This is a genomic window from Bradyrhizobium sp. 132 (assembly GCF_023074185.1).
Taxonomy (GTDB): domain Bacteria; phylum Pseudomonadota; class Alphaproteobacteria; order Rhizobiales; family Xanthobacteraceae; genus Bradyrhizobium.
In genome coordinates this window covers 259,268-283,481 of sequence record NZ_JADPKY010000094.1, presented here as the reverse complement: position 1 = coordinate 283,481, position 24,214 = coordinate 259,268, and the positions used below count along the sequence as shown (strand labels likewise).

At 64.2% G+C, this 24,214-nt stretch carries 24 protein-coding genes and 1 pseudogene; 20 read left to right on the top strand and 5 right to left on the bottom strand.

Annotated elements, in window-relative coordinates:
* Positions 1 to 34 precede the first annotated feature (34 nt).
* Positions 35 to 640, top strand: a complete 606-nt coding sequence (gene rplI / locus IVA74_RS17345) for a 50S ribosomal protein L9 (protein ID WP_247346287.1) — start codon at positions 35 to 37, stop codon at positions 638 to 640.
* Between the two features lie 37 nt (positions 641 to 677).
* On the opposite strand, the pseudogene IVA74_RS17340 reads toward rplI, so the two are convergent.
* Positions 678 to 1,220: pseudogene (locus tag IVA74_RS17340) on the bottom strand (TetR/AcrR family transcriptional regulator); the annotation flags it as partial.
* A gap of 57 nt (positions 1,221 to 1,277) precedes the next feature.
* Positions 1,278 to 2,243, bottom strand: a complete 966-nt coding sequence (locus IVA74_RS17335; protein WP_247346285.1) for a hypothetical protein — start codon at positions 2,241 to 2,243, stop codon at positions 1,278 to 1,280.
* 279 nt (positions 2,244 to 2,522) lie between these two features.
* Here IVA74_RS17335 and IVA74_RS17330 point away from each other — a divergent pair, with 279 nt between their 5' ends.
* The 3 genes from IVA74_RS17330 to alr all read left to right on the top strand — a co-directional run bounded on the left by IVA74_RS17330 (position 2,523) and on the right by alr (position 7,388).
* Positions 2,523 to 3,773, top strand: coding sequence for a cyclopropane-fatty-acyl-phospholipid synthase family protein (locus IVA74_RS17330; protein ID WP_247346282.1), 1,251 nt, complete (start codon positions 2,523 to 2,525; stop codon positions 3,771 to 3,773).
* Between the two features lie 751 nt (positions 3,774 to 4,524).
* Positions 4,525 to 6,033: a replicative DNA helicase gene (locus IVA74_RS17325; protein ID WP_247346280.1), complete on the top strand. Its 1,509-nt coding sequence runs from the start codon at positions 4,525 to 4,527 to the stop codon at positions 6,031 to 6,033.
* A 74-nt stretch (positions 6,034 to 6,107) separates the two neighbouring features.
* Entirely contained in the window at positions 6,108 to 7,388 is a 1,281-nt protein-coding gene (gene alr / locus IVA74_RS17320) for an alanine racemase (RefSeq protein WP_247346782.1), read from the top strand.
* A 12-nt stretch (positions 7,389 to 7,400) separates the two neighbouring features.
* Here alr and IVA74_RS17315 read toward each other — a convergent pair whose 3' ends face one another.
* Complete coding sequence (locus IVA74_RS17315; RefSeq protein ID WP_247346278.1) at positions 7,401 to 7,619, bottom strand: cysteine rich repeat-containing protein; 219 nt, start codon at positions 7,617 to 7,619, stop codon at positions 7,401 to 7,403.
* Between the two features lie 41 nt (positions 7,620 to 7,660).
* Between IVA74_RS17315 and IVA74_RS17310 the strand changes: the two genes are divergently transcribed.
* A complete protein-coding gene (locus IVA74_RS17310; protein ID WP_247346275.1) occupies positions 7,661 to 8,431 on the top strand; it encodes an exodeoxyribonuclease III in 771 nt (256 codons plus the stop codon).
* A gap of 107 nt (positions 8,432 to 8,538) precedes the next feature.
* Here the strand turns inward: IVA74_RS17310 and IVA74_RS17305 are convergent, their stop codons facing one another.
* Together IVA74_RS17305 and IVA74_RS17300 are read right to left on the bottom strand one after the other, a co-directional pair.
* Positions 8,539 to 8,907 carry a GFA family protein gene (locus tag IVA74_RS17305; RefSeq protein WP_247346272.1) on the bottom strand — a complete coding sequence of 123 codons (369 nt, stop codon included), beginning with the start codon at positions 8,905 to 8,907 and terminating at the stop codon, positions 8,539 to 8,541.
* A 76-nt stretch (positions 8,908 to 8,983) separates the two neighbouring features.
* Positions 8,984 to 9,301: a hypothetical protein gene (locus IVA74_RS17300; protein ID WP_247346269.1), complete on the bottom strand. Its 318-nt coding sequence runs from the start codon at positions 9,299 to 9,301 to the stop codon at positions 8,984 to 8,986.
* Between the two features lie 178 nt (positions 9,302 to 9,479).
* On the opposite strand from IVA74_RS17300, the gene IVA74_RS17295 reads away from it, so the two are divergent.
* From IVA74_RS17295 to IVA74_RS17225, 15 genes are all read left to right on the top strand, one after another.
* On the top strand, positions 9,480 to 10,220 hold the full coding sequence (locus tag IVA74_RS17295; protein WP_247346266.1) for a FadR/GntR family transcriptional regulator: 741 nt from the start codon (positions 9,480 to 9,482) through the stop codon (positions 10,218 to 10,220).
* Complete coding sequence (locus IVA74_RS17290; protein ID WP_247346780.1) at positions 10,166 to 11,155, top strand: NAD(P)-dependent oxidoreductase; 990 nt, start codon at positions 10,166 to 10,168, stop codon at positions 11,153 to 11,155. The genes IVA74_RS17295 and IVA74_RS17290 overlap by 55 nt, the downstream gene beginning before the upstream one ends.
* A 10-nt stretch (positions 11,156 to 11,165) precedes the next feature.
* Entirely contained in the window at positions 11,166 to 11,849 is a 684-nt protein-coding gene (locus IVA74_RS17285) for an amino acid ABC transporter permease (RefSeq protein ID WP_247346263.1), read from the top strand.
* A gap of 7 nt (positions 11,850 to 11,856) precedes the next feature.
* Positions 11,857 to 12,525, top strand: a complete 669-nt coding sequence (locus IVA74_RS17280) for an amino acid ABC transporter permease (protein ID WP_247346259.1) — start codon at positions 11,857 to 11,859, stop codon at positions 12,523 to 12,525.
* A gap of 1 nt (position 12,526) precedes the next feature.
* Positions 12,527 to 13,285 carry an amino acid ABC transporter ATP-binding protein gene (locus tag IVA74_RS17275; RefSeq protein WP_247346256.1) on the top strand — a complete coding sequence of 253 codons (759 nt, stop codon included), beginning with the start codon at positions 12,527 to 12,529 and terminating at the stop codon, positions 13,283 to 13,285.
* 20 nt (positions 13,286 to 13,305) lie between these two features.
* Entirely contained in the window at positions 13,306 to 14,103 is a 798-nt protein-coding gene (locus IVA74_RS17270) for a transporter substrate-binding domain-containing protein (RefSeq protein ID WP_247346253.1), read from the top strand.
* 67 nt (positions 14,104 to 14,170) lie between these two features.
* The gene (gene rpiB, locus IVA74_RS17265; protein ID WP_247346250.1) at positions 14,171 to 14,617 is read left to right on the top strand and encodes a ribose 5-phosphate isomerase B; all 447 of its coding nucleotides are present in this window, start codon (positions 14,171 to 14,173) and stop codon (positions 14,615 to 14,617) included.
* A gap of 14 nt (positions 14,618 to 14,631) precedes the next feature.
* On the top strand, positions 14,632 to 15,549 hold the full coding sequence (locus IVA74_RS17260) for a ribokinase (RefSeq protein WP_247346246.1): 918 nt from the start codon (positions 14,632 to 14,634) through the stop codon (positions 15,547 to 15,549).
* A gap of 44 nt (positions 15,550 to 15,593) precedes the next feature.
* Positions 15,594 to 16,319, top strand: a complete 726-nt coding sequence (locus IVA74_RS17255; protein WP_247346242.1) for a sulfite exporter TauE/SafE family protein — start codon at positions 15,594 to 15,596, stop codon at positions 16,317 to 16,319.
* Between the two features lie 419 nt (positions 16,320 to 16,738).
* A complete protein-coding gene (gene radA / locus IVA74_RS17250; protein ID WP_247346239.1) occupies positions 16,739 to 18,184 on the top strand; it encodes a DNA repair protein RadA in 1,446 nt (481 codons plus the stop codon).
* Between the two features lie 166 nt (positions 18,185 to 18,350).
* Positions 18,351 to 18,980: a CvpA family protein gene (locus IVA74_RS17245; RefSeq protein ID WP_247346236.1), complete on the top strand. Its 630-nt coding sequence runs from the start codon at positions 18,351 to 18,353 to the stop codon at positions 18,978 to 18,980.
* A 28-nt stretch (positions 18,981 to 19,008) separates the two neighbouring features.
* On the top strand, positions 19,009 to 20,514 hold the full coding sequence (purF, locus tag IVA74_RS17240) for an amidophosphoribosyltransferase (RefSeq protein WP_247346233.1): 1,506 nt from the start codon (positions 19,009 to 19,011) through the stop codon (positions 20,512 to 20,514).
* A gap of 144 nt (positions 20,515 to 20,658) precedes the next feature.
* The gene (locus tag IVA74_RS17235) at positions 20,659 to 21,399 is read left to right on the top strand and encodes an SDR family NAD(P)-dependent oxidoreductase (protein WP_247346230.1); all 741 of its coding nucleotides are present in this window, start codon (positions 20,659 to 20,661) and stop codon (positions 21,397 to 21,399) included.
* 78 nt (positions 21,400 to 21,477) lie between these two features.
* On the top strand, positions 21,478 to 22,626 hold the full coding sequence (locus IVA74_RS17230; RefSeq protein WP_247346227.1) for a hypothetical protein: 1,149 nt from the start codon (positions 21,478 to 21,480) through the stop codon (positions 22,624 to 22,626).
* Positions 22,627 to 22,796: 170 nt separating this feature from the next.
* Complete coding sequence (locus tag IVA74_RS17225; protein WP_247346225.1) at positions 22,797 to 24,023, top strand: ABC transporter substrate-binding protein; 1,227 nt, start codon at positions 22,797 to 22,799, stop codon at positions 24,021 to 24,023.
* The last annotated feature ends 191 nt before the right edge of the window (positions 24,024 to 24,214 follow it).

Here is a 24,214-nt window from a genome sequence, read left to right as displayed (position 1 = left end):
TCCAACCCACTCAACACTTCGAAGGAGAACGAATATGGAAGTCATTTTGCTGGAACGCGTCAACAAGCTCGGTCACATGGGCGAAGTCGTGAAGGTTCGCGACGGCTATGGCCGCAACTTCCTGCTCAAGCGCGGCAAGGCGCTGCGCGCCACTGCCGACAACCGCGCCAAGTACGACGGCATGAAGGCCGACCTCGAGGCTCGCAACCTTGAGTCCAAGGGCGAGGCGTCCAAGGTCGCCGAGAAGATCCAGGGCAAGAACATCATCGTGATCCGTCAGGCTTCGGAAGCCGGCCAACTGTTCGGCTCGGTCAACGTGCGCGACATCGTCGTGGCGTTCGAAGCCGACGGCGTTTCGCTGTCCCGCCCGCAGGTTCAGCTCGACGCGCCGATCAAGACCATCGGCAAGCACACCATCAAAGTTGCCGTCCACCCCGAGGTCGAGGTCGAGATCAGTGTCACTGTGGCGCGCAGCCAGGACGAGGCCGAGCGCATCAACCGCGGCGAAGACATCTCGACCCGCAACGAAGACCGGGATGCTGCCGCCGAAGCGATCGCCGCCGCCGGCGAGTTCTTCGATCCGGAAGCCCAGCAGGACGACGCCGAGCCGGCGCCGGCAGCGGAAGAGACCGAAAAGTAAGCCTCGCGTTCGCGCAGGCTTTCGAAGCCCGGCCGCCTCAGTCGGCCGGGCTTTTCGTTTTCGCGACGACGTCCTCGCTCAGCATCGCGATCGAGGCGAGCGCCGTTGCCGTATGCTTCTCGACGCCATTGCAAGCGATCAACGTATCGGTCTCGGCGCGCGGATCGGCGCGGTCGCGTCCCGACAGGAAGGCGCGGCAAAGAATCTGCGCCGGACCGATGAGCTGGCTGACGAACATCACCGGCGTCATCGGCAAAAGCTCTCCGCGCGTGACCAGCGGTGCGCGCCAGCACTCGATGCCTTCGGCAAGGCGCGCATTCTGCGCGCGCTGGGCGTCGCGAACGCTCCCGCCCCATTCGCTGCGCGAGATCTCCAAAAGATAGCGCGCCTCGCGGCGGCTGATGACGACCCAATCAAGATGCGCCCGGATCAGGCGATCGATCCCCTGCCTGGCGTCCGGCACAGGATCGAGCGCGGCCAGTATCGCGGCGTGATAGTACCCGAGCACATCGAGGAACAGTGCACCGGCCAGCTCCTTCTTCGAGCCGAAGACGTGGAAGAAGCTGCCATTGGCGGCGCGATGCGAGGACCGCGGATGCGTGCGGCCTTCGCAAGTCGATCGGAAAAAATGGGTCGCTTATCTCGAAATCGGTGGCGTTGGCGCACCGGACGATTCGGCTGGCGCCGCGGGTGGGGCGGCAGCGGTCGCGGGCGGCGCCGGCTCCTGCGACTTCGCTGGCAGTTCGGAGCTCGCGGCAGGCTTGGGAGCAGCCTCTTCCGCCGGCTTGGGCGCAGCTGGCTCGGCGGGCTTCGCAGCGGGTGTCACCTGCGGCACCGGATCGGGCTGCAGCGCCGGAGTATCGCTTCCGCGCGGCTCAACCTTGGCGCTCTCGGGCCTGGCCTCGGCGGGCTTCTCGGCCGGCTTGCTGCTTTCAGATTTGGACTCGCCGGAATCATCCTTCGCAGTCTCGGGCTTGGATTCGACCTTCGGCTCATTCTTCTTGTCGTCTGCCGCCGGCGACGCGGCGTCGACCTTCGGCGCTTCCTCGATCGCGGGCTTGCCGCGACGCTTACCTTTGCGCCCTTCGGGGGCGGCCTGGCCCTCGGGCTTCACGCCTTCCTTGGCGCCCTCCTCGGCCGGCCGCGCCGCGCGCTTCTGACGCGCGCCCTCGGCCGCGGGCGCGGCACCCTCGCCTTCCGGCCTGACGGACTCCTGCGAACGTTGGCGGCGGCCCCGATGTTCAGGGGGCTGCGCGGGATTGGTATTGGCTTCCTTGTCCTTGACGCCGTCCTTCTTGTCTTTGCCGTCCTTGGCCTGATAGCGGGTGTCGGTGGCGCCGTTGGAGACGAGGTAGGAAGCAAGCACGCCGGCCATGTCGGAGCTGGTCGTGTAATGCTGACGCAGGAAGCCCGGCAGCGAACCCGGCGCCACGGACTTCAACAGGCCGCGCGGGCTCTTGTGACATGCAGTGCAGGTCTGCGTGAACAGCTGGGATGGGGCCTTACCGGCCTCGAGGTTCGTCGCCTGCGCGAGAGCGGCATCGGTCGCGCCGAAGCCGATCAAAAGCAATACCGTCGCGAGGCTGAGCGCTCGGCTCGACATTCCCATCATCTCCATTGAATTCCGAGAGGTGCAGCCGGCATGGGGCGCGGCGGCGGGTCACCTTTTATCCGATTGAGCCGCGAATGGAAGCAGGCTCCACGCGCAAGAATGTGATTAAGCGCTTTTTGAATATCGGCCGTGAACACAGCGCAATAGCCGGGACGGGACACTTCCCCTAGATTTAGATGCAAACGCATAGGAACCGCTGCGGTGGCCGCGCGTAGGGTGAATGCCGGCTTAGTCGCATCTCTTCGGGTTCGCTCGAGAGGATGGGTATCGATGGACCGATTGTTGCGTCAATTCCTGTCTCAATTCATCCGCCGCGGGTCGATGACGGTGACCGCGGCAAAGGGTTCGAAGTTCACGGTCGGTGATGGCTCAGGCGAACCGGTTGCAGTCCGCTTCGTCACCGCGGACGCAGAGCGGAAGATCCTCGTCAATCCCGAGCTCGGGCTTGGCGAGGCCTATATGGACGGCGAGTTCGTCGTCGAGCACGGCACCATAGCTGATGCCCTCGCGATCCTGCTCGATCAACCCGACCTATTGCCGCACTGGGCAAAACCCTGGTGGCACCTTCGCTACCTGGCGCGGCACCTGAGGCAGTTCAATCCGCGCCCGCGCTCCCGCAGCAACGTCGCACACCACTACGATCTCGATGCGAGGCTCTATTCGCTCTTCCTCGACGCCGACAAGCAATATAGCTGCGCCTATTTCGAGACGCCGAAGACCACCCTCGACGATGCGCAGCTCGCCAAGAAACGACACATCGCCGCAAAGCTGCTCGTCAAGGGCGGCCAGCGCGTGCTCGACATCGGCTCGGGCTGGGGCGGACTTGGGCTCTATCTCGCCGGGATCGCAGGTGTTGACGTCACCGGCATAACGTTGTCGACCGAGCAGTTGCAGATTGCCAATGCGCGCGCAGCCGAAAAGGGTCTGACCGGATCGGCCAAATTCCTGCTTCAGGACTATCGCGACGTCGCCGGCCCGTTCGACCGCATCGTCTCAGTCGGCATGTTGGAGCATGTCGGCGCCCGCTTCTACGACACCTACTTCCGGCGCTGCGCCGAGCTGTTGGACAAAGACGGCGTCATGCTGCTGCACTCGATCGGCCGTTCGCAGGGCCCGGACTCCACCAATCCCTGGATCGCCAAATACATCTTTCCCGGCGGCTACATCCCCGCTCTCTCGGAGGTGCTGCCGGCGATCGAGCGGGCGGGCCTGCTGGTCTGCGACATCGAGATTCTGCGGCTGCATTACGCCGAAACCTTGAAAGCATGGCGCGAGCGCTTCATGGCGCGGCGCGAAGAAGCCGTACAGCTGTACGACGAGCGCTTCGCGCTAATGTGGGAATTTTATCTGGCGGCCAGCGAGATGACGTTCCGCAAGCAGGATATGATGAACTTCCAGATTCAACTCACCCGGCGTCAGGGCATAGTGCCGATGACACGCAACTACATCGCGCGTGAAGAAGCCCGGCTGCTGGCCGTCGAAGCCGGCGCCAAGCCGAGGCTGAAGATGGCTGGTGAATAAGTCCTAGTGGTGCAGGGTCGAAATCGGAGCGGACCGGAAAGAGGCAGTCAAGGCCAACTGTATCCGCAGTGCCTTCAGGATTTCGGGGGCGACCGGTTCCCGACGCACTTCAGACCGCTCAGCGTGCTCCATGGCCGCGATCAACCCCGACAGCCAGAGCCGGCTGCCTGCTTCGCTTCGCCAATTCCGGGGCTGCCGTCCTGGCCGCATCGCTTGCCTCGTTTCTGGTGGCGGATCGCGGGAGACAACCCCCCGCCCGCTCGCCTGTTCCGGCCATACCCCGAAAGAATCCGGGGAGATGTGATCTGCTTCACATAAGTCCCGCCGGCCCTGGCCTAGACCGTCGCCATGAGCAAAGAGACCCAAACCTCATTCGACGTGCAGGACGACCTCCGCACCGATTACGCCCTGATCGCTACCGGCGTCGGGGCGGCCCTGGTTGCACTGGTCTACCTCCTGCTGGTCTGAACCGAGCCGAAAGCTCCCAGCGTGCGTCATTCGCGCGCGTCTCGATAGGTCTGCCCGCCAACCCATTAGGTTCACCTCATCCGGAGTTTTCCGTGGCGCGGTCGCTTCCTGCGCCGCGACCTGGTTCAGCGAAAATCCGTCAAGCGCGGCGCGTGCTGCGGCGGCCAATCATCCACCATTTTAATGATCGGTTGATAGCGGCGAGCTTTTGCTTCCGCTTTGCGCTGAGGCGGCGCTTTATCCCGGCCCCGCATCCGCCCCAGAAAATTGCTATCGCTCGACCATGGCCCTGACTGATTCGAACGTTCTCAAACTCGCGCCGGACTCCGGAACTCCCGCCTATCGGAGCGCGCCGCATAATATCGAAGCGGAACAGAGCCTTCTGGGCGCGATCCTGGTCAACAACGACGCATTTTACCGCGTCTCTGACTTCCTGGAGCCGAAGCATTACTTCGAGCCGCTGCACCAGACCATCTTCGAGACCGCCTCGAGCCTGATCCGGATGGGCAAGATCGCGACGCCCGTCACGCTGAAGACCTTCCTGCCCGCCGACACCGATGTCGGCGGCATGACCATCGGGCAATATCTGGCGCGGCTCGCCGCCGAAGCGACCACCATCATCAATGCGCAGGATTATGGGCGCACCATCTACGACCTGGCATTGCGCCGCGATCTGATCGGGATCGGCGAGGACATGGTCAATGTCGCCTATGACGCCCCGGTCGACTTCGCGCCGCGCGCGCAGATCGAGGACGCCGAACGCCGCCTGTATGAACTCGCCGAGTCCGGCCGCTACGACGGCGGCTTCCAGAAATTCTCGCAGGCGCTAACGCTCGCGGTCGATCTCGCCGCGAAAGCGTTCCAGCGCGACGGAAAGCTGTCCGGCATCTCGACGGGCCTGCGCGACCTCGATACCAAGATGGGCGGCTTGCAGCACTCCGACCTCATCATCGTCGCCGGCCGCCCCGGCATGGGCAAGACGTCGCTTGCAACCAACATCGCCTATAACGTCGCCCGGGCCTATGTTCCAGAACTGCAGGCCGACGGCACCACGAAGGCCGCCCATGGCGGCGTCATCGGCTTCTTCTCCTGCGAAATGTCGGCCGACCAGCTCGCCACGCGTATCGTCGCCGAGCGCACCGGCATTCCCTCCTCCCACATCCGCCGCGGCGGCATCTCGGAAGCCGATTTCGAGAATATCCGCGAGGTTTCGATCGAGCTGCAATCGCTGCCCTTCTATGTCGACGAGACCGGCGGCCTCTCGATCTCGCAGCTGATGGCACGCGCCCGCCGGCTGAAACGGCAGAAGGGCCTCGACCTCATCGTCATCGACTACATCCAGCTCTTGTCAGGCTCGGGCAAGCGCAGCGAAAACCGCGTGCAGGAAATCACCGAGATCACGACAAGTCTGAAGGCCCTGGCCAAGGAACTGAGCGTGCCCGTGATCGCGCTCTCGCAGCTCTCGCGCCAGGTGGAGTCGCGCGAGGACAAGCGGCCGCAGCTCTCAGATCTGCGCGAATCCGGCTCGATCGAGCAGGACGCCGACGTCGTTCTGTTCGTCTACCGCGAGGAATATTACCTCGGAAACAAGGAGCCGCGCCCGGGCACACCCGAGCACGAAAAATGGCGCCTGGACATGGATCTTGCGCATGGCAAGGCCGAAGTCATCATCGGCAAGCAGCGCCACGGTCCGACCGGCACCGTCGATCTGGCCTTTGAAGCGTCGATCACACGATTTGGCGACCTTGCGCCGGACAGTCAGGTGCCGGACCGCGGTGGCGGCGACTACTAGGCTCCTCGTTCGGTTCCTTGTTGGTTCCTTGGGTTGAACCGCAGCGGTCTCTTGCGTAAAACGGCGTCATGACAATGGCGTCCGACCCGAAAATGATCCCGCAATCCGGCCTTCTCTCCGCGGAGGCCAATCAAACTGCCGCGCTCGCTGCCTTCGGCGGCGTGCTCACCGTCGACCTCGACGCCATCATCGCCAACTGGCGCAAGCTCGAGAAGACCGCGGTGCCGGCCGAATGCTCGGCGGTGATCAAGGCCGACGCCTATGGCTGCGGTGCCGAGCAGGTTGCGCGTGCCCTGAACAAGGCCGGTTGCAAGACGTTCTTCGTCGCCACCATCGAGGAAGCGCGCAAGGTGCGAGCAGCCGTGCCGGAGCCTACGATCTACGTGCTCGGTGGCTATTTCCAGAACACCGGCGAGCACTACGCCCAAATCAACTGCCGCCCCGTGATCGGCGATCTCAACGAGCTTGCCGAATGGGACGTGTTCTGCCGCCGAACCGGCTGGACCGGTGGCGCGGCTGTTCACATCGACACCGGCATGAACCGGCTTGGCCTAACGCTTGCGGAAGCGCACGCCATCATCCCGCGCATCAATGCCGGCGACCACGGCATCACGCTGGTGATGAGCCATCTGGTCTCGGCCGAGCAGCTCAACAACCAAGCGAACGCCAAGCAACTCGCGGCCTTCCGCGGCATCGCCAGCGAATTCTCCGGCGTGCCGGCCGCGCTCGCCAATTCCTCCGGCGTCTTCCTCGGCGCACCATTCCAGTTCGACATGGTGCGGCCGGGCGCCGCGCTCTACGGCGTCAACCCGACGCCGGAGGCCGACAATCCGATGCAGCCGGTGGTCGACCTCAAGGCCCGCATCGTGCAAATCCGCAGCGTCGAGCGCGGCGAAAGCGTCGGCTATGGCGGCACCTGGACCGCACGGCGGCCGACGAAACTGGCGATCATCGCGGTCGGTTATGCCGACGGCTATTTCCGCGCCGCAAGCTCCAATGACGGCACCCGCGGCGCCGAGGTCATCGTCGCCGGCAAGCGCTGCCCCGTCGCGGGCCGCGTCTCGATGGACCTGATCGCGATCGACATCACGGACTTGCCGCCGAACGCGGTGCGGCGCGGCCACATGGTGACACTGCTTGGCGAGGGCATCACCATCGACGAGCTCGCCCATCATTTCGGCACGATCGGCTATGAGGTGCTGACCAGCCTCGGCCACCGCTACGCGCGAATCTACAAGGGCGGCAATGTGGTGGAGCCGCTGGCAAAGCCCGCACCTGCGCAGGCGGCCGAGCAGCAGCCGTCCGCTCCGCCGTCGATCGAGCAGCCCGCGAACCCGCCGCCGCTGCCGGGCTGATCTGTCGGCCGCTTACTTCTTCTTCCTGCTGTCCAGCGCCGTCCTGCAGGTCGCGCTGAGCTGATCGCGCTTGCCGTTGAGGCAGGCGACGATGCCGCCGCCCGGTGCGAGGCCGGCGCAGAATTTATCGTAGTCCGCCTTGCACGCGCCGCGCGGATCGGAGGATTGTGCCGAAGCCGTTCCGGAGAATGCGACGAGCAATGCGATGGCGGCAAAGTTCAACTTGGACATTGTATCTCCGGTGTCGGAACGTAAGAAGCGGTCAGCTCTACATGAAGATTGCGACATTCAACATCAACAACATCAATCGCCGCCTGCCCAATCTGTTGGCATGGATGCGAACGGCGAAACCTGATGTCGTTGCGCTTCAAGAATTGAAGGCAAGTGATGGCGAATTTCCGGCGGCCGCCATCGAAAAGGCCGGTTACGGCGCAGTGTGGTGTGGACAGAAGACCTGGAACGGCGTCGCCATCCTGGCCCGCAATGCCGAGCCCATTCTCACCCGCGATCGCTTGCCGGGAAAGCCTGCCGATCTCGAAGCCCGCTACATCGAGGCCGCCGTAAGCGGTGTCATCGTCACCAGCATCTACCTGCCGAACGGCAATCCGCAGCCGGGACCGAAATTCGAGTACAAGCTCGACTGGTTCGCGCGGCTCAAGCGCCACGCCAAAACTTTCATCAAGCAGGACCTGCCCGTGGTGCTCGCCGGCGACTACAACGTCGCGCCGACGGAGATCGACATCTATCCGACGCGCTCGTGGGACAAGGATGCCTTGATCCAGCCGAAGAGCCGCGCGGCCTTCGGCTCGCTGGTGGCACAAGGCTGGTGCGACGCGATCCGTGAACTGCACCCGGAGAAGCGCATCTACACCTTCTGGGATTACAAGCGAAACCGCTGGTCGCGCGATGCGGGCCTGCGGCTCGATCATCTCCTGCTCAGCCCCGCCCTCGTCTCACGCCTGGCTAAAGCGGGCGTGGACAAGAAGGTTCGCGGCGAGGATGGCGCCAGCGATCACGCGCCGGCGTGGGTCGTGCTGAAATAAATGAACGAACTCGTAAGGCGGCAAAGCGAAGCGTGCCCACCACTCCCGCTTGCGTTGGTGAGGAATGGTGGACAGACCGTGCGGCAGATATGCCTGAGAGCGCATGCTCACCACAAATTCTTGCCGTCGATCATGTTCACCGGCACGGCCTCCAGGTCGAACTCGTCGAACAGACGCGCGTTGACGCCGACCTTGGGATTGTCGAAATCGGGCTTGCCGGTCGACCAGTCCGGCGACTCCGAATAGGTACCGCAGCCGCAGCTCGCGCAGAAATGATGTTTGACCGTGCGGCTGCCCCAGAGATAGGTCGCGACGTTCTCCGCCGGCGACAGCAGCCGAAACTGCGCCGGCGTATAATAGGCCCACAACGCGCCGCGCTTGGCACAGAGCGAACAGGTGCAGCGGGTCACGCTCGAGGGCGCCTCCGTCACCTCGAACACCGTCTCACCGCAATGACAGCTTGCCTCGATCGGCATGACCCGCTCTCCGTTTTGTCAGAAGGTGGTCATAGCCGGACCCTGCTGCCAACATGCTGTCAGCAGCGCGGCCCCGTCACGGAGCGTCGCTCGCGGACAACCGCTTGGCATTCGCGGCCACATGCTCGCGATAGCGCTGGACAATCACTGCCGGCGTCGCCCCGGCAAGCAGGCTAGCTGCCGTCTCGAAGGCAGCTGCGATCTTCTCGCTCACCATCAGCACGGCCTCCCGCCCGGCGGCCTCGTTGCCCTGGCTGAGTTTTTCGTAGCGCAAGCGCATCACATCACTCGCCTCGACCGCAAGCATCGCGCCCGCGTACCAGGGGAAACCGTCATCGGATCCGCTCAACACCGCATGGCGATCGAGCACGGAGAAGGAATGATGGTCGGGCATCGCGGACCTCAAATTCTCTAAGCGAACGCTCCGATCAATACGCTTCAAATTCTAAGGATCGGGCCGGCGAACGGCTCGGATTGGCGGTGCCTGCGACACCGGCGGTTAACCAAGGCGCTTGACGCACCATTCTGGTCATCCTACTGGTCTTACCAAGATCAGACCAAAAGAGACAGGGATGGAACTCAAGCGCGCGGCTGAAGGCGAAAAGGGCTTCGAGAAGGTGTTCGCCTTCTTGCGCGAACGGCTGCTTGCGGGCTCGCTCAAGCCCGGCGATCGCCTGATCTCCGAGCGTGAGCTCGCGAGCCTTCTCGGCGTCAGCCGGCCAATCGTGCGCGAGGCGCTGCGCGCCCTCACCGTGCTCGGCATCGTCGAGATCCGCGACCGCGTCGGCACCGTGGTGACGCGGCCGGACGTCTCCGTGCTGAACGACTTCTTCACCTTCGCGCTCGCCCAGCAAGCGGACATGCTCGACGACGTCATGCAGGCGCGCGTCGCGATCGAGTGCCAGGCGATCCGGCTTGCCTGCGAGCGCGCAAACATTGCCGATTACGAGCGGCTCCAGCGCGCACTTGCGAAAATCGAGGAAACGATCGACGAGGCGGATGGCGGCGGTAAAGCCGACTTCGATTTCCACCGCACGATCGTGATGGCTTCACGCTCGGAAACCCTGACCGTCCTCCATGGCTCGATGGCCGGCCTGTTGACGCATTCGCATCGCAGTCGCCGCGAGCTGGTGCAGGCCTTCCCGTCCATGAAGACCTATCTGATCGACGACCACCGCCGCATCTTTGAAGCTGTGATCGCGCGCGATCCGGAGCGCGCGGACGCAACGCTGCGCAAGCATTTTGCCATTGGAGACGAATTCCGCAGACGCGCCGTCGTCGGCGACTTGGACAAGACCAGCGCCTCGCGCTGACCGCAGACAGACGAAACAAGAAACGGACTGACAACATGGGACGGAACGACAAGGGCAGCGTCGGCTTCATCGGCATCGGCACGATGGGCCTGGAGATGGTGCGCAACCTCTTGAAGGCCGGGCACGCGGTGCGCGCCTTCGACCTCAATGAGGCTGCTGTCGCCGACATCGTCAAGGAAGGCGCGGTTCGCGCCAAAAGTCCGGCCGAGGCCGCGCAAGCCGCCGATGTCGTCATCACCATGCTGCCCGACACGCCCCATGTCGAGGCGACCATTTACGGCGAGCATGGGCTGTTGAAGTCGCCACCATCAGGCAAGCTCATCGTCGACATGAGCACGATCTCACCGGTCGCCGTCCGCCGCATCCATGCAGACCTGCAAAAGGCCGGCGTCAGCTTCATCGATGCGCCGGTCTCGGGCGGCCCGCTCGGCGCCAGGAACGCCGCGCTCTCGATCATGGCCGGCGGCGACGCCGAAGCATTTGCCAAAGCCGAGCCGTTCTTCCGCGCGATGGGCACGACCATCACGCATGTCGGGGCGGCCGGCGCCGGCCAGACCGTAAAACTCTGCAATCAGCTCATCTGCGGCATCAACATCCAGGCGATCTGCGAGGCGCTGGCGCTCGGTCGCGCTTCTGGCCTCGATCTCGATCTGCTGCGCCGCGTGCTGCTCGGTGGCTCCGCCGCATCCTGGATGCTCGACAAGCTCGGCCCCGCGATGATCGCGGGCGACGTCTCCGCCGGCTTTCGGATCGATCTGCAGCTCAAGGACCTCCGCCTGGTGCAAGAGCAGGCGCAGGCGCTGAGCGTGCCGCTGCCCGGCACCGCGCTCGTCACCAGCCAATATGTCGATGCGCGCGCCCACGGCGAAGGCAACAACGGCAACCAGGCGCTGTTCCGCGTCTACGACCGCATGACCAACCAGACCACCGGCTGACCCTGATACGATGAGCCTCCAACTCGACTTTCCCGCAGTGCTGGAGCGTTGGCCGAGTTTCCTTGCCGGCGCCGTCCTCACGCTGGAGCTGGCGGCCTTTTCGACGGTCTGCGGCGCCGTCCTTGGCACGCTCGCGGCGGTCGGGCGCGGCGCGCACAGTGCCCTGATCGCAGCCGCCTGCAAGATCTATGTCGAGGCCATCCGCAATACGCCGCTGCTGGTGCAGATCTTCCTGGTCTATTTCGGCCTCGCCAGCCTCGGGCTGAAATTCTCCGCCTTCACCGTGGCGGTGGCCGCGCTGACGATCAATGTCGGCGCCTACACCGCCGAGATCATGCGCGCCGGTTTCGAGGCGATCCCGCGCGGACAAATCGAGGCGGCCGAGGGGCTGGCGCTGTCGCGCCTCCAGATCTACTGGCATATCATCCTGCTGCCCGCGATCGAGAAGGTCTATCCGGCGCTGACCAGCCAGTTCGTGCTGTTGATGCTGGCCTCCTCGGTCTGCTCGCAGATCTCGGCGGAAGAACTCACCGCAGTCGCCAACTACATCCAGTCGGACACTTACCGCGCGTTCGAGACCTACATCATCGTCGCGGTCCTCTACATCATCCTGTCGCTGGTGATGCGCGCGGGCTTCTGGGGCCTCGGCCTCGTACTGTTTCCGCGCCGTCGCCGGCTCGGCACACCGTTGTGAGATGACCATGGGCGGACATCTCAACATCAACCATCTGATATTCCTCGGTCAGGGCGCGTTGTGGACCATTGGTCTATCGGTGATCGCGCTGATTGGCGGCGGCATCGTCGGCTTCGTGATCGCGCTGGCGCGAATCTCGCCGCTCAAATCGGTGCGGATCGCCAGTGCCGTTTATGTCCAGCTCATTCAGGGCACACCGCTGCTTGTCATCCTGTTCCTCGGCTATTTCGGCCTTGCCGCCATCGGCCTCCAGGTCTCGCCGCTCGCGGCCGCCGGCGCCTCGCTCACGCTCTATGTCGCCGCATATCTCGGCGAGATCTGGCGCGGCTGCATCCAGTCCGTGCCGAAGCCGCAATGGGAGGCCGCCGAGGGCCTCGCGCTGAGCCGCACCCAGCGCATGATGAAGGTGATCCTGCCGCAGGCGATCCGCATCGCCACGCCGCCCACCGTCGGCTTCATGGTGCAGATCGTCAAGAACACTTCGCTCGCCTCCGTCGTCGGATTCGTCGAGCTGATGCGCTCGGGCCAGATCGTCAACAACTCCCTGTTCGAGCCGTTTGCCATCTACGCCATCATTGCCGTCACCTACTTCGCCATGTGCTATCCCCTCTCCCTGTTCAGCCAGAGGCTGGAACGGCGGATGGGGCGTGGCAGGTCCAACCTCGCGCCAGCCTGACATGCAACAAAAACCCACCTCCTCCGAATCAATCGTGTCGCTTCGCGACGTGCAGAAGAGCTTTGGCCCGCTCCGGGTCCTCGATGGCGTCTCCTTTTCCGTCGAGCGCGGCGAGGTGCTGGCGCTGATTGGCCGTTCCGGCTCCGGCAAGAGCACGGCGCTTCGCTGCATCGACCGCTTCGAGAAGGTCGACGGCGGCGAGATCGTGGTGTGCGGTCACCGGGTCGACCGTCCGGACGTCGATCTGCGCGCGTTGCGTCAGGACGTCGGCATCGTCTTCCAGAGCTACAATCTGTTTCCCCATCTCACGATCGAGCAGAACATCACGCTCGCCCCTTGCGCCGTGAAGGGCCTTGCCACAGGCGAGGCCAAAGACCTGGCGCGAAAAGTGCTTGCGCAGGTCGGGCTCGAGGAGAAGCTGCACGCCTACCCCGAGCAGCTTTCGGGCGGCCAGCAGCAGCGCGCGGCGATCGCCCGCTCGCTCGCAATGCAGCCGAAAGTCATGCTGTTCGACGAAGTCACCTCCGCGCTCGATCCCGAGCTCACCGGCGAAGTGCTGAAGGTGATCGAACAGTTGGCGGCGGACGGCATGACCATGGTGATGGTCACCCACGAGATGGGTTTTGCCAAGGGCATCGCCGACCGGATCGTCTTCATGCATCGCGGCAAGGTTCATGAGACCGGACCCGCCTCGATCCTGACGTCGCCAACGACGCCGGAGCTGACGCAATTCGTCGGCACAGGAAACTTGAAATCGTAACAGGGAGAGGAGAACCAAGGATGACAAAGAGGACATTTCTGGGCGCAGCAGTTTCGGCGTGTTGTCTCATGTTGATCGCAGCCGGCCCGGCGTCGGCTGCCGATTTGCTCGACGAGATCATGCAGGCGAAGAAGATCCGCATCTCGACGGACGTCGCCATTCCGCCCTCGGGCATGATGGATGCCAGCATGAAGCCGACCGGCTCCGACGTCGAAGTGGCGCAGCTGCTTGCCAAGGACTGGGGATTCGAGCTCGAATTCATCCAGACCACCGGCGCAACGCGCATCCCCAACGTCCTGACCGGCAAGGCCGACATCATCATTTCGACGCTCTCGGTGACGCCCGAGCGCGCCAAGGTCATCGACTTCACCAAGCGCTACGCGACGCTGCAATCCGACGTCGGCTGCCTCAAGTCGCTCAACGTCAAGGACTGGCCCGACCTGAAGGACAAGACGATCGGCGTCTCGCGCGGCACCACGCAGGACACCACCTTGTCGAACATGAAGGACAAGGAACTGAAGATCGCCCGCTATGACGACGACGCCACGGAAGTGACGGCGGCGGTCTCCGGCCAGGTCGATTGCGTCGGCACCTCCGCGACGATCATCAACCAGATCGGGGTGAAGAATCCGGCCCGCATCTTCGAGTCCAAGATTCCACTTGCTACCTTCGACCTCGCTATTGGCTTGAAGAAGGGCGAGCAGCGCCTGATGGACAAGCTCAACGCGTGGATCACCGAGAACGTCAAGAACGGCAAGCTCAACGCGATCTACAAGAAATTCCATGGCGTCGATCTGCCGCCCGACATGCGTAGCTGAAACTACGGAAAATCGTGGCAGCCGCTTGCGGCTGTCACGATCCATGCAAAATCAAGAAGGACATCACATGCGTCTCGTCATCGGATCAGACCACGCCGGCTGGCCGCTCAAGCAGACCGTTATCGACCACATCCGCAGCCTCGGCCACGACGTTCTCGACGTCGGCTCCCATGACGACAAGCCGGTGGACTTTCCCGACATCGCGCGCGCAGTCGCCCAGAAGGTCACGTCGGGCGAAGCCACACGCGGCATCATGGTGTGCGGCACCGGCGTCGGTGCCTCGATCGCGGCCAACAAGATGAAGGGCATCCGCGCCGCGGTCTGCCACGACGTCCATTCCGCCCATCAGAGCGTCGAGCATGACGACGTCAATGTCATGTGCATCGGCGCGCAGATTGTCGGCGCCTGGCTCGCCGTGGATCTCGTCTCGTCGTACCTCTCCGCCGAATTCTCCACCGACGAGGATTTCCGCCGCCGCGTGGAAAAGCTGCGCGTCATGGACGAGCAAGGCTGACGGACGTCGCCGCCATGATCCTGATGTTCGGATCGCTCAATATCGATCTGGTCGCGGCGGTCCCGGTCATTCCCGGGCCGGGCCGAACGGTGCTCGCGCCGTCCTACCAGACGCATTTCGGCGGCAAGGGCGCCAATCAGGCCGTGGCCGCCGCGCGGATCGCAGGACCGGGACAGGTCCGGATGGCCGGCCGCATCGGACGGGACGGATTCGGCGATCGCGCGATCGAGAACCTCCGGGCAAACAATGTTGATGCCGATCTCGTCGTCAGATCGGATGAGCCGACCGGCTGCGCCTTCATCACGGTCGACCATGCCGGCGAGAATGCGATCACGGTGGCCAGCGGCGCCAACATGACCACGAGCGCCGGTGACCTCCCTGCGGGGCTATTCGGTCCCGACACGGTGCTGGTGCTCCAGATGGAGGTGCCCTTTGCGCAGGCGCTCGAGGCCGCACGCAGGACGAAAGCGGAATTCGGCACCGTCATTTGGAACCTGGCGCCAGTCCCGGAGCAGATGACGCGCGATATGGTTGCAGCGCTTCTCGCCGTGACCGACTATCTCCTCGTCAATGAGCACGAGGCGATGGACGCGGCCGCGGCCATAGGCTTCGCTCCATCCGATTACGAAGCGGCAGCCGCCGACCTCGCCAGGACCGGGGACCTCACCTGCATCGTCACCGCCGGTGCGCAAGGCGCGCTGGCCGTCACGGCCGATGACACCCGCCTGCGCGCCCCTGCCCCGCGCATCACGCCGGTGGACACGACCGGCGCCGGCGACACTTTTGTCGGCGCGTTCGCGGCCATGTTGAGCGAGAAGGCACCATTGCAAACTGCCCTCCAGGTCGGGTGCGACGCGGCAGCCCAAAAGTGCCTCACGCGCGGCGCGCAGGCCGGCATGCCGATGCGGGCCGCGATTCCCTCTCTCGCCTGACATCGTTCCGCGGCTACACTGCTCCGATTCCCGGAGCAGTTCCCTTGGCCTTCCTGTTCGTCCTCACCGTCGGCCTCATCGCAGGCACCATTTCCGGCATCGTCGGCACGGGGTCGTCGATCATGCTGATGCCGGTACTGGTCTATGCTTATGGGCCGAAGGAAGCGGTGCCGATCATGGCAGTCGCCGCGGTGATGGCGAATTTTTCGCGGATTTTGGCCTGGTGGCGCGATGTGGACTGGCGCGCCTGCGCGGCCTATTCGGTCACGGGCATTCCGGCCGCGGTGCTCGGCGCGCGGACGCTGCTGGCGCTGCCCCCGCACGCCGTCGATCTTGCCATAGGCCTCTTTCTGATCGCGATGGTGCCGGTGCGGCACTGGCTGGCGCGGCACGATCTCAAGGCCAATCTCTGGCATCTCGCCATCGGCGGGGCCCTCATCGGCTATCTCACCGGCATCGTCGTCTCCACCGGCCCGCTCAGCGTCCCGCTGTTTTTGTTCTACGGCTTGTCCAGGGGCGCCTTCCTTGCCACCGAGGCGGCTTCTTCGCTCGGCCTCTATTTCGCAAAGTCCGTGACCTTCGAACGTTTCGGCGCGCTCACCGGCGATGTGTTCGTCAAAGGCCTGGTGGCAGGATCTTCGTTGATGGCCGGCGCCTTCATCGCCAAGCGCTTCGTGCTGCATCTGAAGCCCGAAATGTTCCGCGTGGTGATGGACGCGATCATGATCGCGGCCGGCCTTTCCATGCTGTGGAATGCGGCGCAGCCGTAGCCGCGCTGCACACAGGCGGCAAATTCGGGCGCGATCGACGGGTTATCCTCGAGGACGCGGCTCTCTTGGGCCGGTTGTTCCTCGAGCCATAGCAACACGGCCGCGAGCGGCTGCGGCCGGTGATAGAGAAAGCCCTGCCCGAACGTCACGCCCATCTCGCGCATGGCCTTGGCCTGCTCGGCGCGCTCGATCGGCACGCGCCGCACCGATCAGGGCATTGGCCATCCGCGCGCCCACCGTCCGAAGATCCGTCGTGATGTCGCCGAGCCAGGTCTTGAGCTTTTGGCGCGGCGACACAGAGCTAACAAAGCGTGTATCAGGCGCGCTGAATTGCGATATTCGGGATTCGGCCGGTCTGCTCTCTCGACCCGTCATTCCGTGCTATCAGCAAGCCTGCAACCCTTGGACTCGCTGTCCCCATGGCCAAGAACACGCTTTCCTTCGTCTGTCAGAACTGCGGCGCGGCCTATAACCGCTGGCAGGGCAAGTGCGAGTCCTGCGGCGAGTGGAATACGCTCGCCGAGGAGGACGCGACCGGCAGCGTACCGGTGTCGATCCGCTCCAAGCGCAAGGGCCGGACGTTCGCGCTCGAAAGCCTGTCCGGAAAAACCCAGGATGCCCCGCGTCTGTCCTCAGGCATGACGGAGCTCGACCGCGTCACCGGCGGCGGTTTCGTCCGCGGCTCGGTGCTTCTGGTCGGCGGCGATCCCGGCATCGGCAAGTCGACGCTGCTGACACAAGCAACCAGCCTGATGGCACGCGCCGGGCATCGCATCGTCTACATCTCGGGCGAAGAGGCGGTCGCGCAGGTGCGGCTGCGCGCGGAGCGGCTCGGGCTATCGGACGCGCCGGTGCAGCTCGCCGCCGAGACATCGGTCGAGGACATCGTCTCGACGCTGTCGGAAGGTGCGGTGCCGCGGCTCATCGTGATCGATTCGATCCAGACCATGTGGACCGACACGGTGGAATCCGCGCCCGGCACGGTCACCCAGGTGCGCGCCTCGGCGCAGGCGCTGATCCGGTTCGCCAAGAAGACCGGCGCGGCTATCATTCTGGTCGGCCATGTCACCAAGGATGGCCAGATTGCCGGCCCCCGCGTGGTCGAGCACATGGTCGATGCCGTGCTGTCGTTCGAGGGCGAAGGCTCGCAGCAATTCCGCATCCTGCGCGCCGTGAAGAACCGTTTCGGGCCGACCGACGAGATCGGCGTGTTCGAGATGACCGGGCTCGGCCTGCGCGAGGTCACCAACCCCTCGGAGCTGTTCCTGTCCGAGCGCGATCTCGGCACGCCGGGCACCGCAGTCTTCGCGGGCATCGAGGGCACCAGGCCCCTCCTGGTCGAATTGCAGGCGCTGGTGGCCCCGACCTCGCTCGGCACCCCGCGCCGGGCCGTGGTCGGCTGGGATCCGAGCCGGCTGTCGATGGTGCTGGCGGTGCTGGAGGCCCATTGCGGGGTCAAGCTGTCCGGCCACGATGTCTATCTGAACGTTGCGGGCGGGCTGCGCATCCACGAGCCGGCGGCCGATCTGGCCGCCGCGGCCGCGCTCGTGTCCTCTCTGGTTAATGCACAATTACCCACCGATGCGGTCTATTTCGGCGAGATTTCGCTGTCCGGCGTGGTCCGCCCGGTGGCGCAGACCCCGGTCCGGCTGAAGGAAGCGGCAAAACTCGGCTTTCAGCGCGCCGTGCTGCCCGAATCGGCCCGGGGCGAAGCCAGCGGCGATGCCGGACTATCGCTGAACGCGATCAACAGCCTGACGACATTGGTCGCCGAAATCGCCGCCCGCGGCTCCCGCCGGGGCGACTCGAGCGCGCCGGCAGAGAAAAATGCCACACCGGCAAGATTCCGCCGTGGAGAGGGTTAGGCGGAGGTGACGTTCCCCGTCCCCACCGCTATACAGCCGTCACAAAAGCAGCATGGGATTGCGTGGTTGCGGCCTTGCCGGAAACGTCGTCTGCCCCTCACTTAGGGCGGCGGCCAAACACCGATTCGCTGAGCACCTTTGAAGTACGAGCGGACCAGACCAGCCGATGCCAGTAACCATCCTCGACCTGATCCTGCTCGGTGTGATGCTGATCTCGGGCCTGCTCGCCATGGTTCGCGGTTTCATGCGCGAAATCCTGTCGATCGCGGCGTGGGGCACGGCGGCGATCGTCACCCTCTATTCATTCTCGAAGCTGCTGCCGACCGCCAAGACCTATTTCAACAACGATACCGTCGCGAGCGTGGTCGTGGTCGCCGGCGTGTTCGTTGGCACCCTGGTCGTGGTCTCCGTGATCACGGTCCGGATCTCCGACATGATCCTCGATTCGCGCATCGGCGCGCTGGACCGCACACTCGGCTTCCTGTTCGGGCTGGCTCGCGGGCTTTTGATCGTCGTGGTCGCCTTCCTGTTCTTCACCTGGCTGGTGCCGGACAAGCAGCGCCCGGACTGGGTCACGGGGGCCAAGTCCCGCGTTGTGCTCCAGGGAACCGGCGATTGGCTGATGGCCCTCTTGCCTGACGACCCCGAGAACACCATCTTGAAGAGATTCAAGAAAAACAAACCAGATGATGAGCAGACTGATTCCGAGCAGCAGCCTTCGGGCAATGGCGACGGATACAGCAAACCGGCTCGTGACGGCCTTAAAAAGCTGATCGAGAAACCCGCGGCGCGTTGATTAAGCCCTAAAGAGAGGCTCGGACGAGATGCGAAATCCTGACCAGGACGCCCTACTTGATCTCGGCCCGGCCGCGCTAGAGCTTCAGGACGATCTGGAAGGGGATACGCTGCGCGAGGAATGCGGCGTCTTCGGCATCTATGGCCACCCCGATGCCGCCGCCATCACGGCGCTCGGCCTCCATGCCCTTCAGCACCGCGGTCAGGAAGCCGCCGGCATCGTCTCCTATGACGGCAGCCGCTTTCATTCCGAACGCCGCCTCGGCCTCGTCGGCGACACTTTTTCCCGCCGCGAAGTGATCGACCGCCTGCCCGGCAACATGGCGGTCGGCCATGTCCGCTATTCCACCACCGGCGCGACCATCCTGCGCAACGTGCAGCCCCTGTTCGCCGAATTGAATGCCGGCGGCCTTGCGGTCGCCCACAACGGTAACCTCACCAACGGCCTGACACTGCGCCGCGAGCTGGTGAAGAGCGGCGCAATGATGCAGTCGACCACCGACACCGAAGTGATCCTGCATCTGGTCGCGCGCTCCAGGCGCAGCCGCTTCATCGAGCGCTATGTCGACGCGTTGCGCGAGATCGAGGGCGCCTATGCGCTGGTCTCGCTGACCAACAAGAAGCTGGTCGGCGCGCGCGATCCGCGCGGCATCCGTCCGCTGGTGCTCGGCGACCTCGACGGCTGCCCGATCCTGACCTCGGAGACCTGCGCACTCGACATCATCGGTGCGCGCTTCGTCCGCGACATCGAGCCCGGCGAGGTCATCGTGTTCGACGAGAACGGGAAGGACATTCACAAGCCGTTCCCGCCGATCGCGCCGCGTCCCTGCATCTTCGAATACATCTACTTCTCCCGTCCCGATTCCATCGTTCACGGCCGCTCGGTCTACGAGGTGCGCAAGGCCTTTGGCGCGCAGCTCGCGCGCGAGAGCCACGTCCCGGTCGACGTCGTCGTGCCGGTGCCGGATTCCGGCGTGCCCGCCGCGGTCGGCTACAGCCAGCATTCCGGCGTGCCGTTCGAGCTCGGAATCATCCGCAACCATTATGTCGGCCGCACCTTCATCCAGCCGACGCAGGCGATCCGCGAATCCGGCGTGCGCATGAAGCATTCGGCCAACCGCGCCGCGATCGAAGGCAAGCGCATCATCCTGATCGACGACTCGCTTGTGCGCGGCACCACCTCGAAGAAGATCGTGCGCATGATGCGCGACGCGGGCGCCAAGGAAGTGCATTTCCGCCTCGCCTCGCCGCCGATCCTCTATCCCGACTATTACGGCATTGACCTGCCGGACCGCGGCGGCCTGCTGGCCGCGACGCATTCGCTGGAGGAGATGCGCGAGATCATGGGCGCCGACTCGCTCGCCTTCCTGTCGATCGACGGCATGTACCGCGCGATGGGCGAGCCCGGCCGCGACCCCGCCAATCCAAAATTCTCGGATCACTGCTTCACCGGGGCGTATCCGACCCACCTCACCGACCAGACCCAGACCGAGCAGCAGCCGCGGCAATTGTCGCTGCTGGCGGAGGCGAGCTAGGCTCGTCGTCCTGGCGAAAGCCAGGACCCATTACCACAGGCCTCTCTGGTTCGAAGAAGGTGTGACAATCATCTTCCCTAGCCATAAACGTCACGGCGTATGGGTCCTGGCTTTCGTCAGGACGACGCTGGATAGAACCTTTCAATGACAAATCCCCTCGCCAACCGCATCGCTCTCGTCACCGGCGCCTCGCGCGGCATCGGCTTCGCCACGGCCAAGGCGCTCGCGAAGGCCGGCGCGCATATCGTGGCGGTCGCGCGCACGCAGGGCGGGTTGGAAGAGCTCGACGACGAGATCCGCCAGGACGGCGGCAGCGCAACGCTGGTGCCGCTCAACCTCACCGATTCCGACGGCATCGCGCGGCTCGGCGCCGGCCTGCACGAACGCTACGGCAAGCTCGACATCCTCGTCGGCAATGCCGGCGTGCTCGGCCCGTCCTCGCCGGTCGGTCATATCGAGCTGAAGGCTTTCAACGACGTGATGGCCGTCAACGTCTCCGCGAACTTCCAACTGATCCGCTGCATGGAGCCGCTGCTCAAGCAATCCGACGCCGGCCGCGCGGTGTTCATCACCTCGGGCGCGGCCAACAAGGCCACCGCCTATGTCAGCCCCTACGCCGCCTCCAAAGCCGCGCTGGAAACGCTGGCGCGCGCCTGGGCGCAGGAGACCGCAAATACGAAGCTGCGCATCAATTTGTTCAATCCCGGCCCGGTCCGCACCCGTATGCGCGCCACGCTAATGCCGGGCGAAGACCCGGCGACGCTGGAAACGTCCGAGCAGGTCGCCGAATTCATCGTGCCGATGTGCGCGCCGGACTGGACCGAGACCGGCAAGTTCTACGATTACAAGTCCCGCAGCCTGATGAGCTTCCGCTCGCCGGCCTGATTGACTTGACGGCCTCCCCGCGATTGACTGCCCGCACTCAAGCGGCAGCAAGCCGCAAGCCAATAAAGGGAGGTCGCCATGGCGCCACGGCATGATCGCGCAGGCGTTACGCGTGCGCTCGCAAATGTCTCTCACGCCTTTTCCATCCTGATCGCGACCGTCGCATTCGCGCTTCCGGGCGTTGCCACAGCAGGCGAGGTCCCGACCTTCGCAGTCGATTCCTCCTGGCCAAAGCCGCTGCCGAACAACTGGATCCTCGGCCAGGTCGGCGGCATCACCGTCGACTGGCAGGGTCACATCTGGGTCATCCATCGCCCGCGCTCACTCACCGATGACGAGAAAGGCGCGAGCCTCAACCCGCCGCGTTCCAAATGCTGCATTTCAGCACCGCCGGTGCTCGAATTCGACACCGACGGCAACCTGCTACGGTCATGGGGCGGTGCCGGTGAAGGCTATGAATGGGTCGGCCGCGAGCATGGCATCGAGGTCGACGAGCGCGGCTTCGTCTGGGTCGGCGGCAATGCCGACAATGACAACGCGATCCTGAAGTTCACGCTCGACGGCAAGTTCGTCGCCCAGATCGGCAAGATCGCGCCGAGCCTCGGCAGCAACGACACGACGCAGCTCGGCAAGCCCGCCGAGACCGCGATCGACAAGGCTACGAACGAAATCTACGTCGCCGACGGCTATGGCAACCGCCGCGTCATCGTGTTCGACGCAACCACCCTCGCCTACAAGCGGCACTGGGGCGCCTACGGCAACAAGCCCGATGACACCAAGCAGGCGGCGTATGATCCCAAGGCGCCAGTGTCGCAGCAATTCGGCAACCCCGTCCATTGCGTGAAGCTCGCCAATGACGGGCTCGTCTACGTCTGTGACCGCATCAACAACCGCATCCAGGTCTTCAAGAAGGACGGCAGCTTCGTGAAGGAGTTCTTCTTCGAGAAGAACACGCTCGGCAACGGCGCGGTGTGGGACATCGCGATCTGGCCCGATCCGAAGCAGACCTGGCTGCTCAGCGCCGACGGCGAAAACAACGAGATCAGGGTCATCAGGCGCGAGGACGGCAGCGTAGTCGGCAGCTTCGGGCACAACGGCCGCAATGCCGGGCAATTCCACTGGGTGCATGCCATGGCGATCGACGCCAAGGGTAACGTCTATACCGCCGAGGTCGACACCGGAAAGCGCATCCAGAAATTCAAGCTGACGTCGGACGCGCTGAAATAGCGTCTCGACGCATTTTGCCCAAAAGTTAACCGACGGATGACGCTACGACGCAGCGCCATCCGGCTTTAGGCGCATTGCCGCCGGCCGTGGGACACGGTAGAGCCATCAGCCGGAACAAGGCTCCCATTCAAGAGGGCTGTCCGCATGTTCGACAATGGAGGAAACCTTCTATGACGACGACGTTCGCGCGCCGCTCTGCGGCCCTTCTGGCCTGTGCCGCTTTCGGTTTTGCCACATCCGCCTTCGCCCAGGACAAGACCGCCAAGATCGGTGTCCTGACCGACATGTCGAGCCTTTACGCCGACATCAATGGCCCTGGTGCCGTGGTCGCGATTAAGATGGCGGTCGAGGATTCCGGCTTGCTCGCAAAGGGCTGGAAGATCGACGTGCTGAGCGGAGATCATCAGAATAAGCCCGATGTCGGCGTCAATCTTGCGCGGCAATGGATCGACACCGAAAAAGTGGATGTGATCTCGGACACTCCGAATTCTGGCGTGGCGTTGGCCGTCAGCAACCTCGTCAAAGAGAAGAATGCGATCCTGCTCAACTCAGGTGCGGCCAGCGCCGATCTGACCGGGAAGGCGTGCAACGCCAATACCATCTCCTACACTTACGATACGTACATGCTCGCCAACGGTACCGGCAAGGCGCTCACCAAGGCTGGCGGCGACAGCTGGTTCTTCTTGACCGCCGATTACGCCTTTGGTGCAGCACTGGAGCGTGACACAACGGCGGTAGTCACGGCAAACGGCGGCAAGGTGCTGGGGGGCGTCAAGCACCCGCTGAATACCTCCGACTTCTCCTCCTTCCTGCTGCAGGCGCAGAATTCGAAAGCGAAGATCATTGGACTCGCCAATGCTGGCGGCGACACCACCAACTCGATCAAACAGGCCTCCGAGTTCGGCATTGTCGAGGGCGGCCAGAAGCTTGCCGCGCTCTTGCTGTTCATCAACGACGTCCACTCGCTCGGCCTCAAGACCGCGCACGGGCTGACCTTCACCGAATCCTTCTACTGGGACCTCAACGAAGGCACGCGCGCCTTCGCGAAGCGCTTCCAGGACAAGGCGGCCAACAAGGCGAAGCCGTCGATGACGCAGGCCGGCAATTATGCGGCCGTGCTGCATTACCTGAAGGCGCTCGACGCGCTCGGAGGCAATCCGCATGACGGCGCCAAGGTCGTCGCCAAGATGAAGGAGCTGCCGACCGACGATCCGCTGTTCGGCAAGGGCCCGCTGCGCGAGGACGGACGCCGGATCATTCCCGCTTACCTGTTCGAGGTGAAGAAGCCGGAAGAATCGAAGGGACCGTGGGACTATTACAAGCTGATCGCGACCATCCCGGCGGAAGATGCGGCCAAGCCGCTCAAGGACAGCGAGTGCCCGCTGGTGAAGAAATAACCGCGTAGCGGTCACGCAAATTCTCAACGACGTCATGCCCGGGCAAAAGCGCGAAGCGCGTCTTCGCGCTGGATGTCCCGGGCATTCACGTATTGGCCCGGAAAAGCTGCCGTAGAGTGGGCAAAGCGAAGCGTGCCCGCCGTTTCTTTCGAGATCGAGGAAGGAGGGTGGGCACCGCGCAAGAGCGTCTT

Bases quoted from the DNA above. Each gene is read 5' to 3' on its own strand.
- rplI (WP_247346287.1), top strand. From the start codon at position 35: ATGGAAGTCATTTTGCTGGAACGCGTCAACAAGCTCGGTCACATGGGC.
- IVA74_RS17335 (WP_247346285.1), bottom strand. From the start codon at position 2,243: ATGTCGAGCCGAGCGCTCAGCCTCGCGACGGTATTGCTTTTGATCGGC.
- IVA74_RS17330 (WP_247346282.1), top strand. From the start codon at position 2,523: ATGGACCGATTGTTGCGTCAATTCCTGTCTCAATTCATCCGCCGCGGG.
- IVA74_RS17325 (WP_247346280.1), top strand. From the start codon at position 4,525: ATGGCCCTGACTGATTCGAACGTTCTCAAACTCGCGCCGGACTCCGGA.
- alr (WP_247346782.1), top strand. From the start codon at position 6,108: ATGGCGTCCGACCCGAAAATGATCCCGCAATCCGGCCTTCTCTCCGCG.
- IVA74_RS17315 (WP_247346278.1), bottom strand. From the start codon at position 7,619: ATGTCCAAGTTGAACTTTGCCGCCATCGCATTGCTCGTCGCATTCTCC.
- IVA74_RS17310 (WP_247346275.1), top strand. From the start codon at position 7,661: ATGAAGATTGCGACATTCAACATCAACAACATCAATCGCCGCCTGCCC.
- IVA74_RS17305 (WP_247346272.1), bottom strand. From the start codon at position 8,907: ATGCCGATCGAGGCAAGCTGTCATTGCGGTGAGACGGTGTTCGAGGTG.
- IVA74_RS17300 (WP_247346269.1), bottom strand. From the start codon at position 9,301: ATGCCCGACCATCATTCCTTCTCCGTGCTCGATCGCCATGCGGTGTTG.
- IVA74_RS17295 (WP_247346266.1), top strand. From the start codon at position 9,480: ATGGAACTCAAGCGCGCGGCTGAAGGCGAAAAGGGCTTCGAGAAGGTG.
- IVA74_RS17285 (WP_247346263.1), top strand. From the start codon at position 11,166: ATGAGCCTCCAACTCGACTTTCCCGCAGTGCTGGAGCGTTGGCCGAGT.
- IVA74_RS17280 (WP_247346259.1), top strand. From the start codon at position 11,857: ATGGGCGGACATCTCAACATCAACCATCTGATATTCCTCGGTCAGGGC.
- IVA74_RS17275 (WP_247346256.1), top strand. From the start codon at position 12,527: ATGCAACAAAAACCCACCTCCTCCGAATCAATCGTGTCGCTTCGCGAC.
- IVA74_RS17270 (WP_247346253.1), top strand. From the start codon at position 13,306: ATGACAAAGAGGACATTTCTGGGCGCAGCAGTTTCGGCGTGTTGTCTC.
- rpiB (WP_247346250.1), top strand. From the start codon at position 14,171: ATGCGTCTCGTCATCGGATCAGACCACGCCGGCTGGCCGCTCAAGCAG.
- IVA74_RS17260 (WP_247346246.1), top strand. From the start codon at position 14,632: ATGATCCTGATGTTCGGATCGCTCAATATCGATCTGGTCGCGGCGGTC.
- radA (WP_247346239.1), top strand. From the start codon at position 16,739: ATGGCCAAGAACACGCTTTCCTTCGTCTGTCAGAACTGCGGCGCGGCC.
- IVA74_RS17245 (WP_247346236.1), top strand. From the start codon at position 18,351: ATGCCAGTAACCATCCTCGACCTGATCCTGCTCGGTGTGATGCTGATC.
- purF (WP_247346233.1), top strand. From the start codon at position 19,009: ATGCGAAATCCTGACCAGGACGCCCTACTTGATCTCGGCCCGGCCGCG.
- IVA74_RS17235 (WP_247346230.1), top strand. From the start codon at position 20,659: ATGACAAATCCCCTCGCCAACCGCATCGCTCTCGTCACCGGCGCCTCG.
- IVA74_RS17230 (WP_247346227.1), top strand. From the start codon at position 21,478: ATGGCGCCACGGCATGATCGCGCAGGCGTTACGCGTGCGCTCGCAAAT.
- IVA74_RS17225 (WP_247346225.1), top strand. From the start codon at position 22,797: ATGACGACGACGTTCGCGCGCCGCTCTGCGGCCCTTCTGGCCTGTGCC.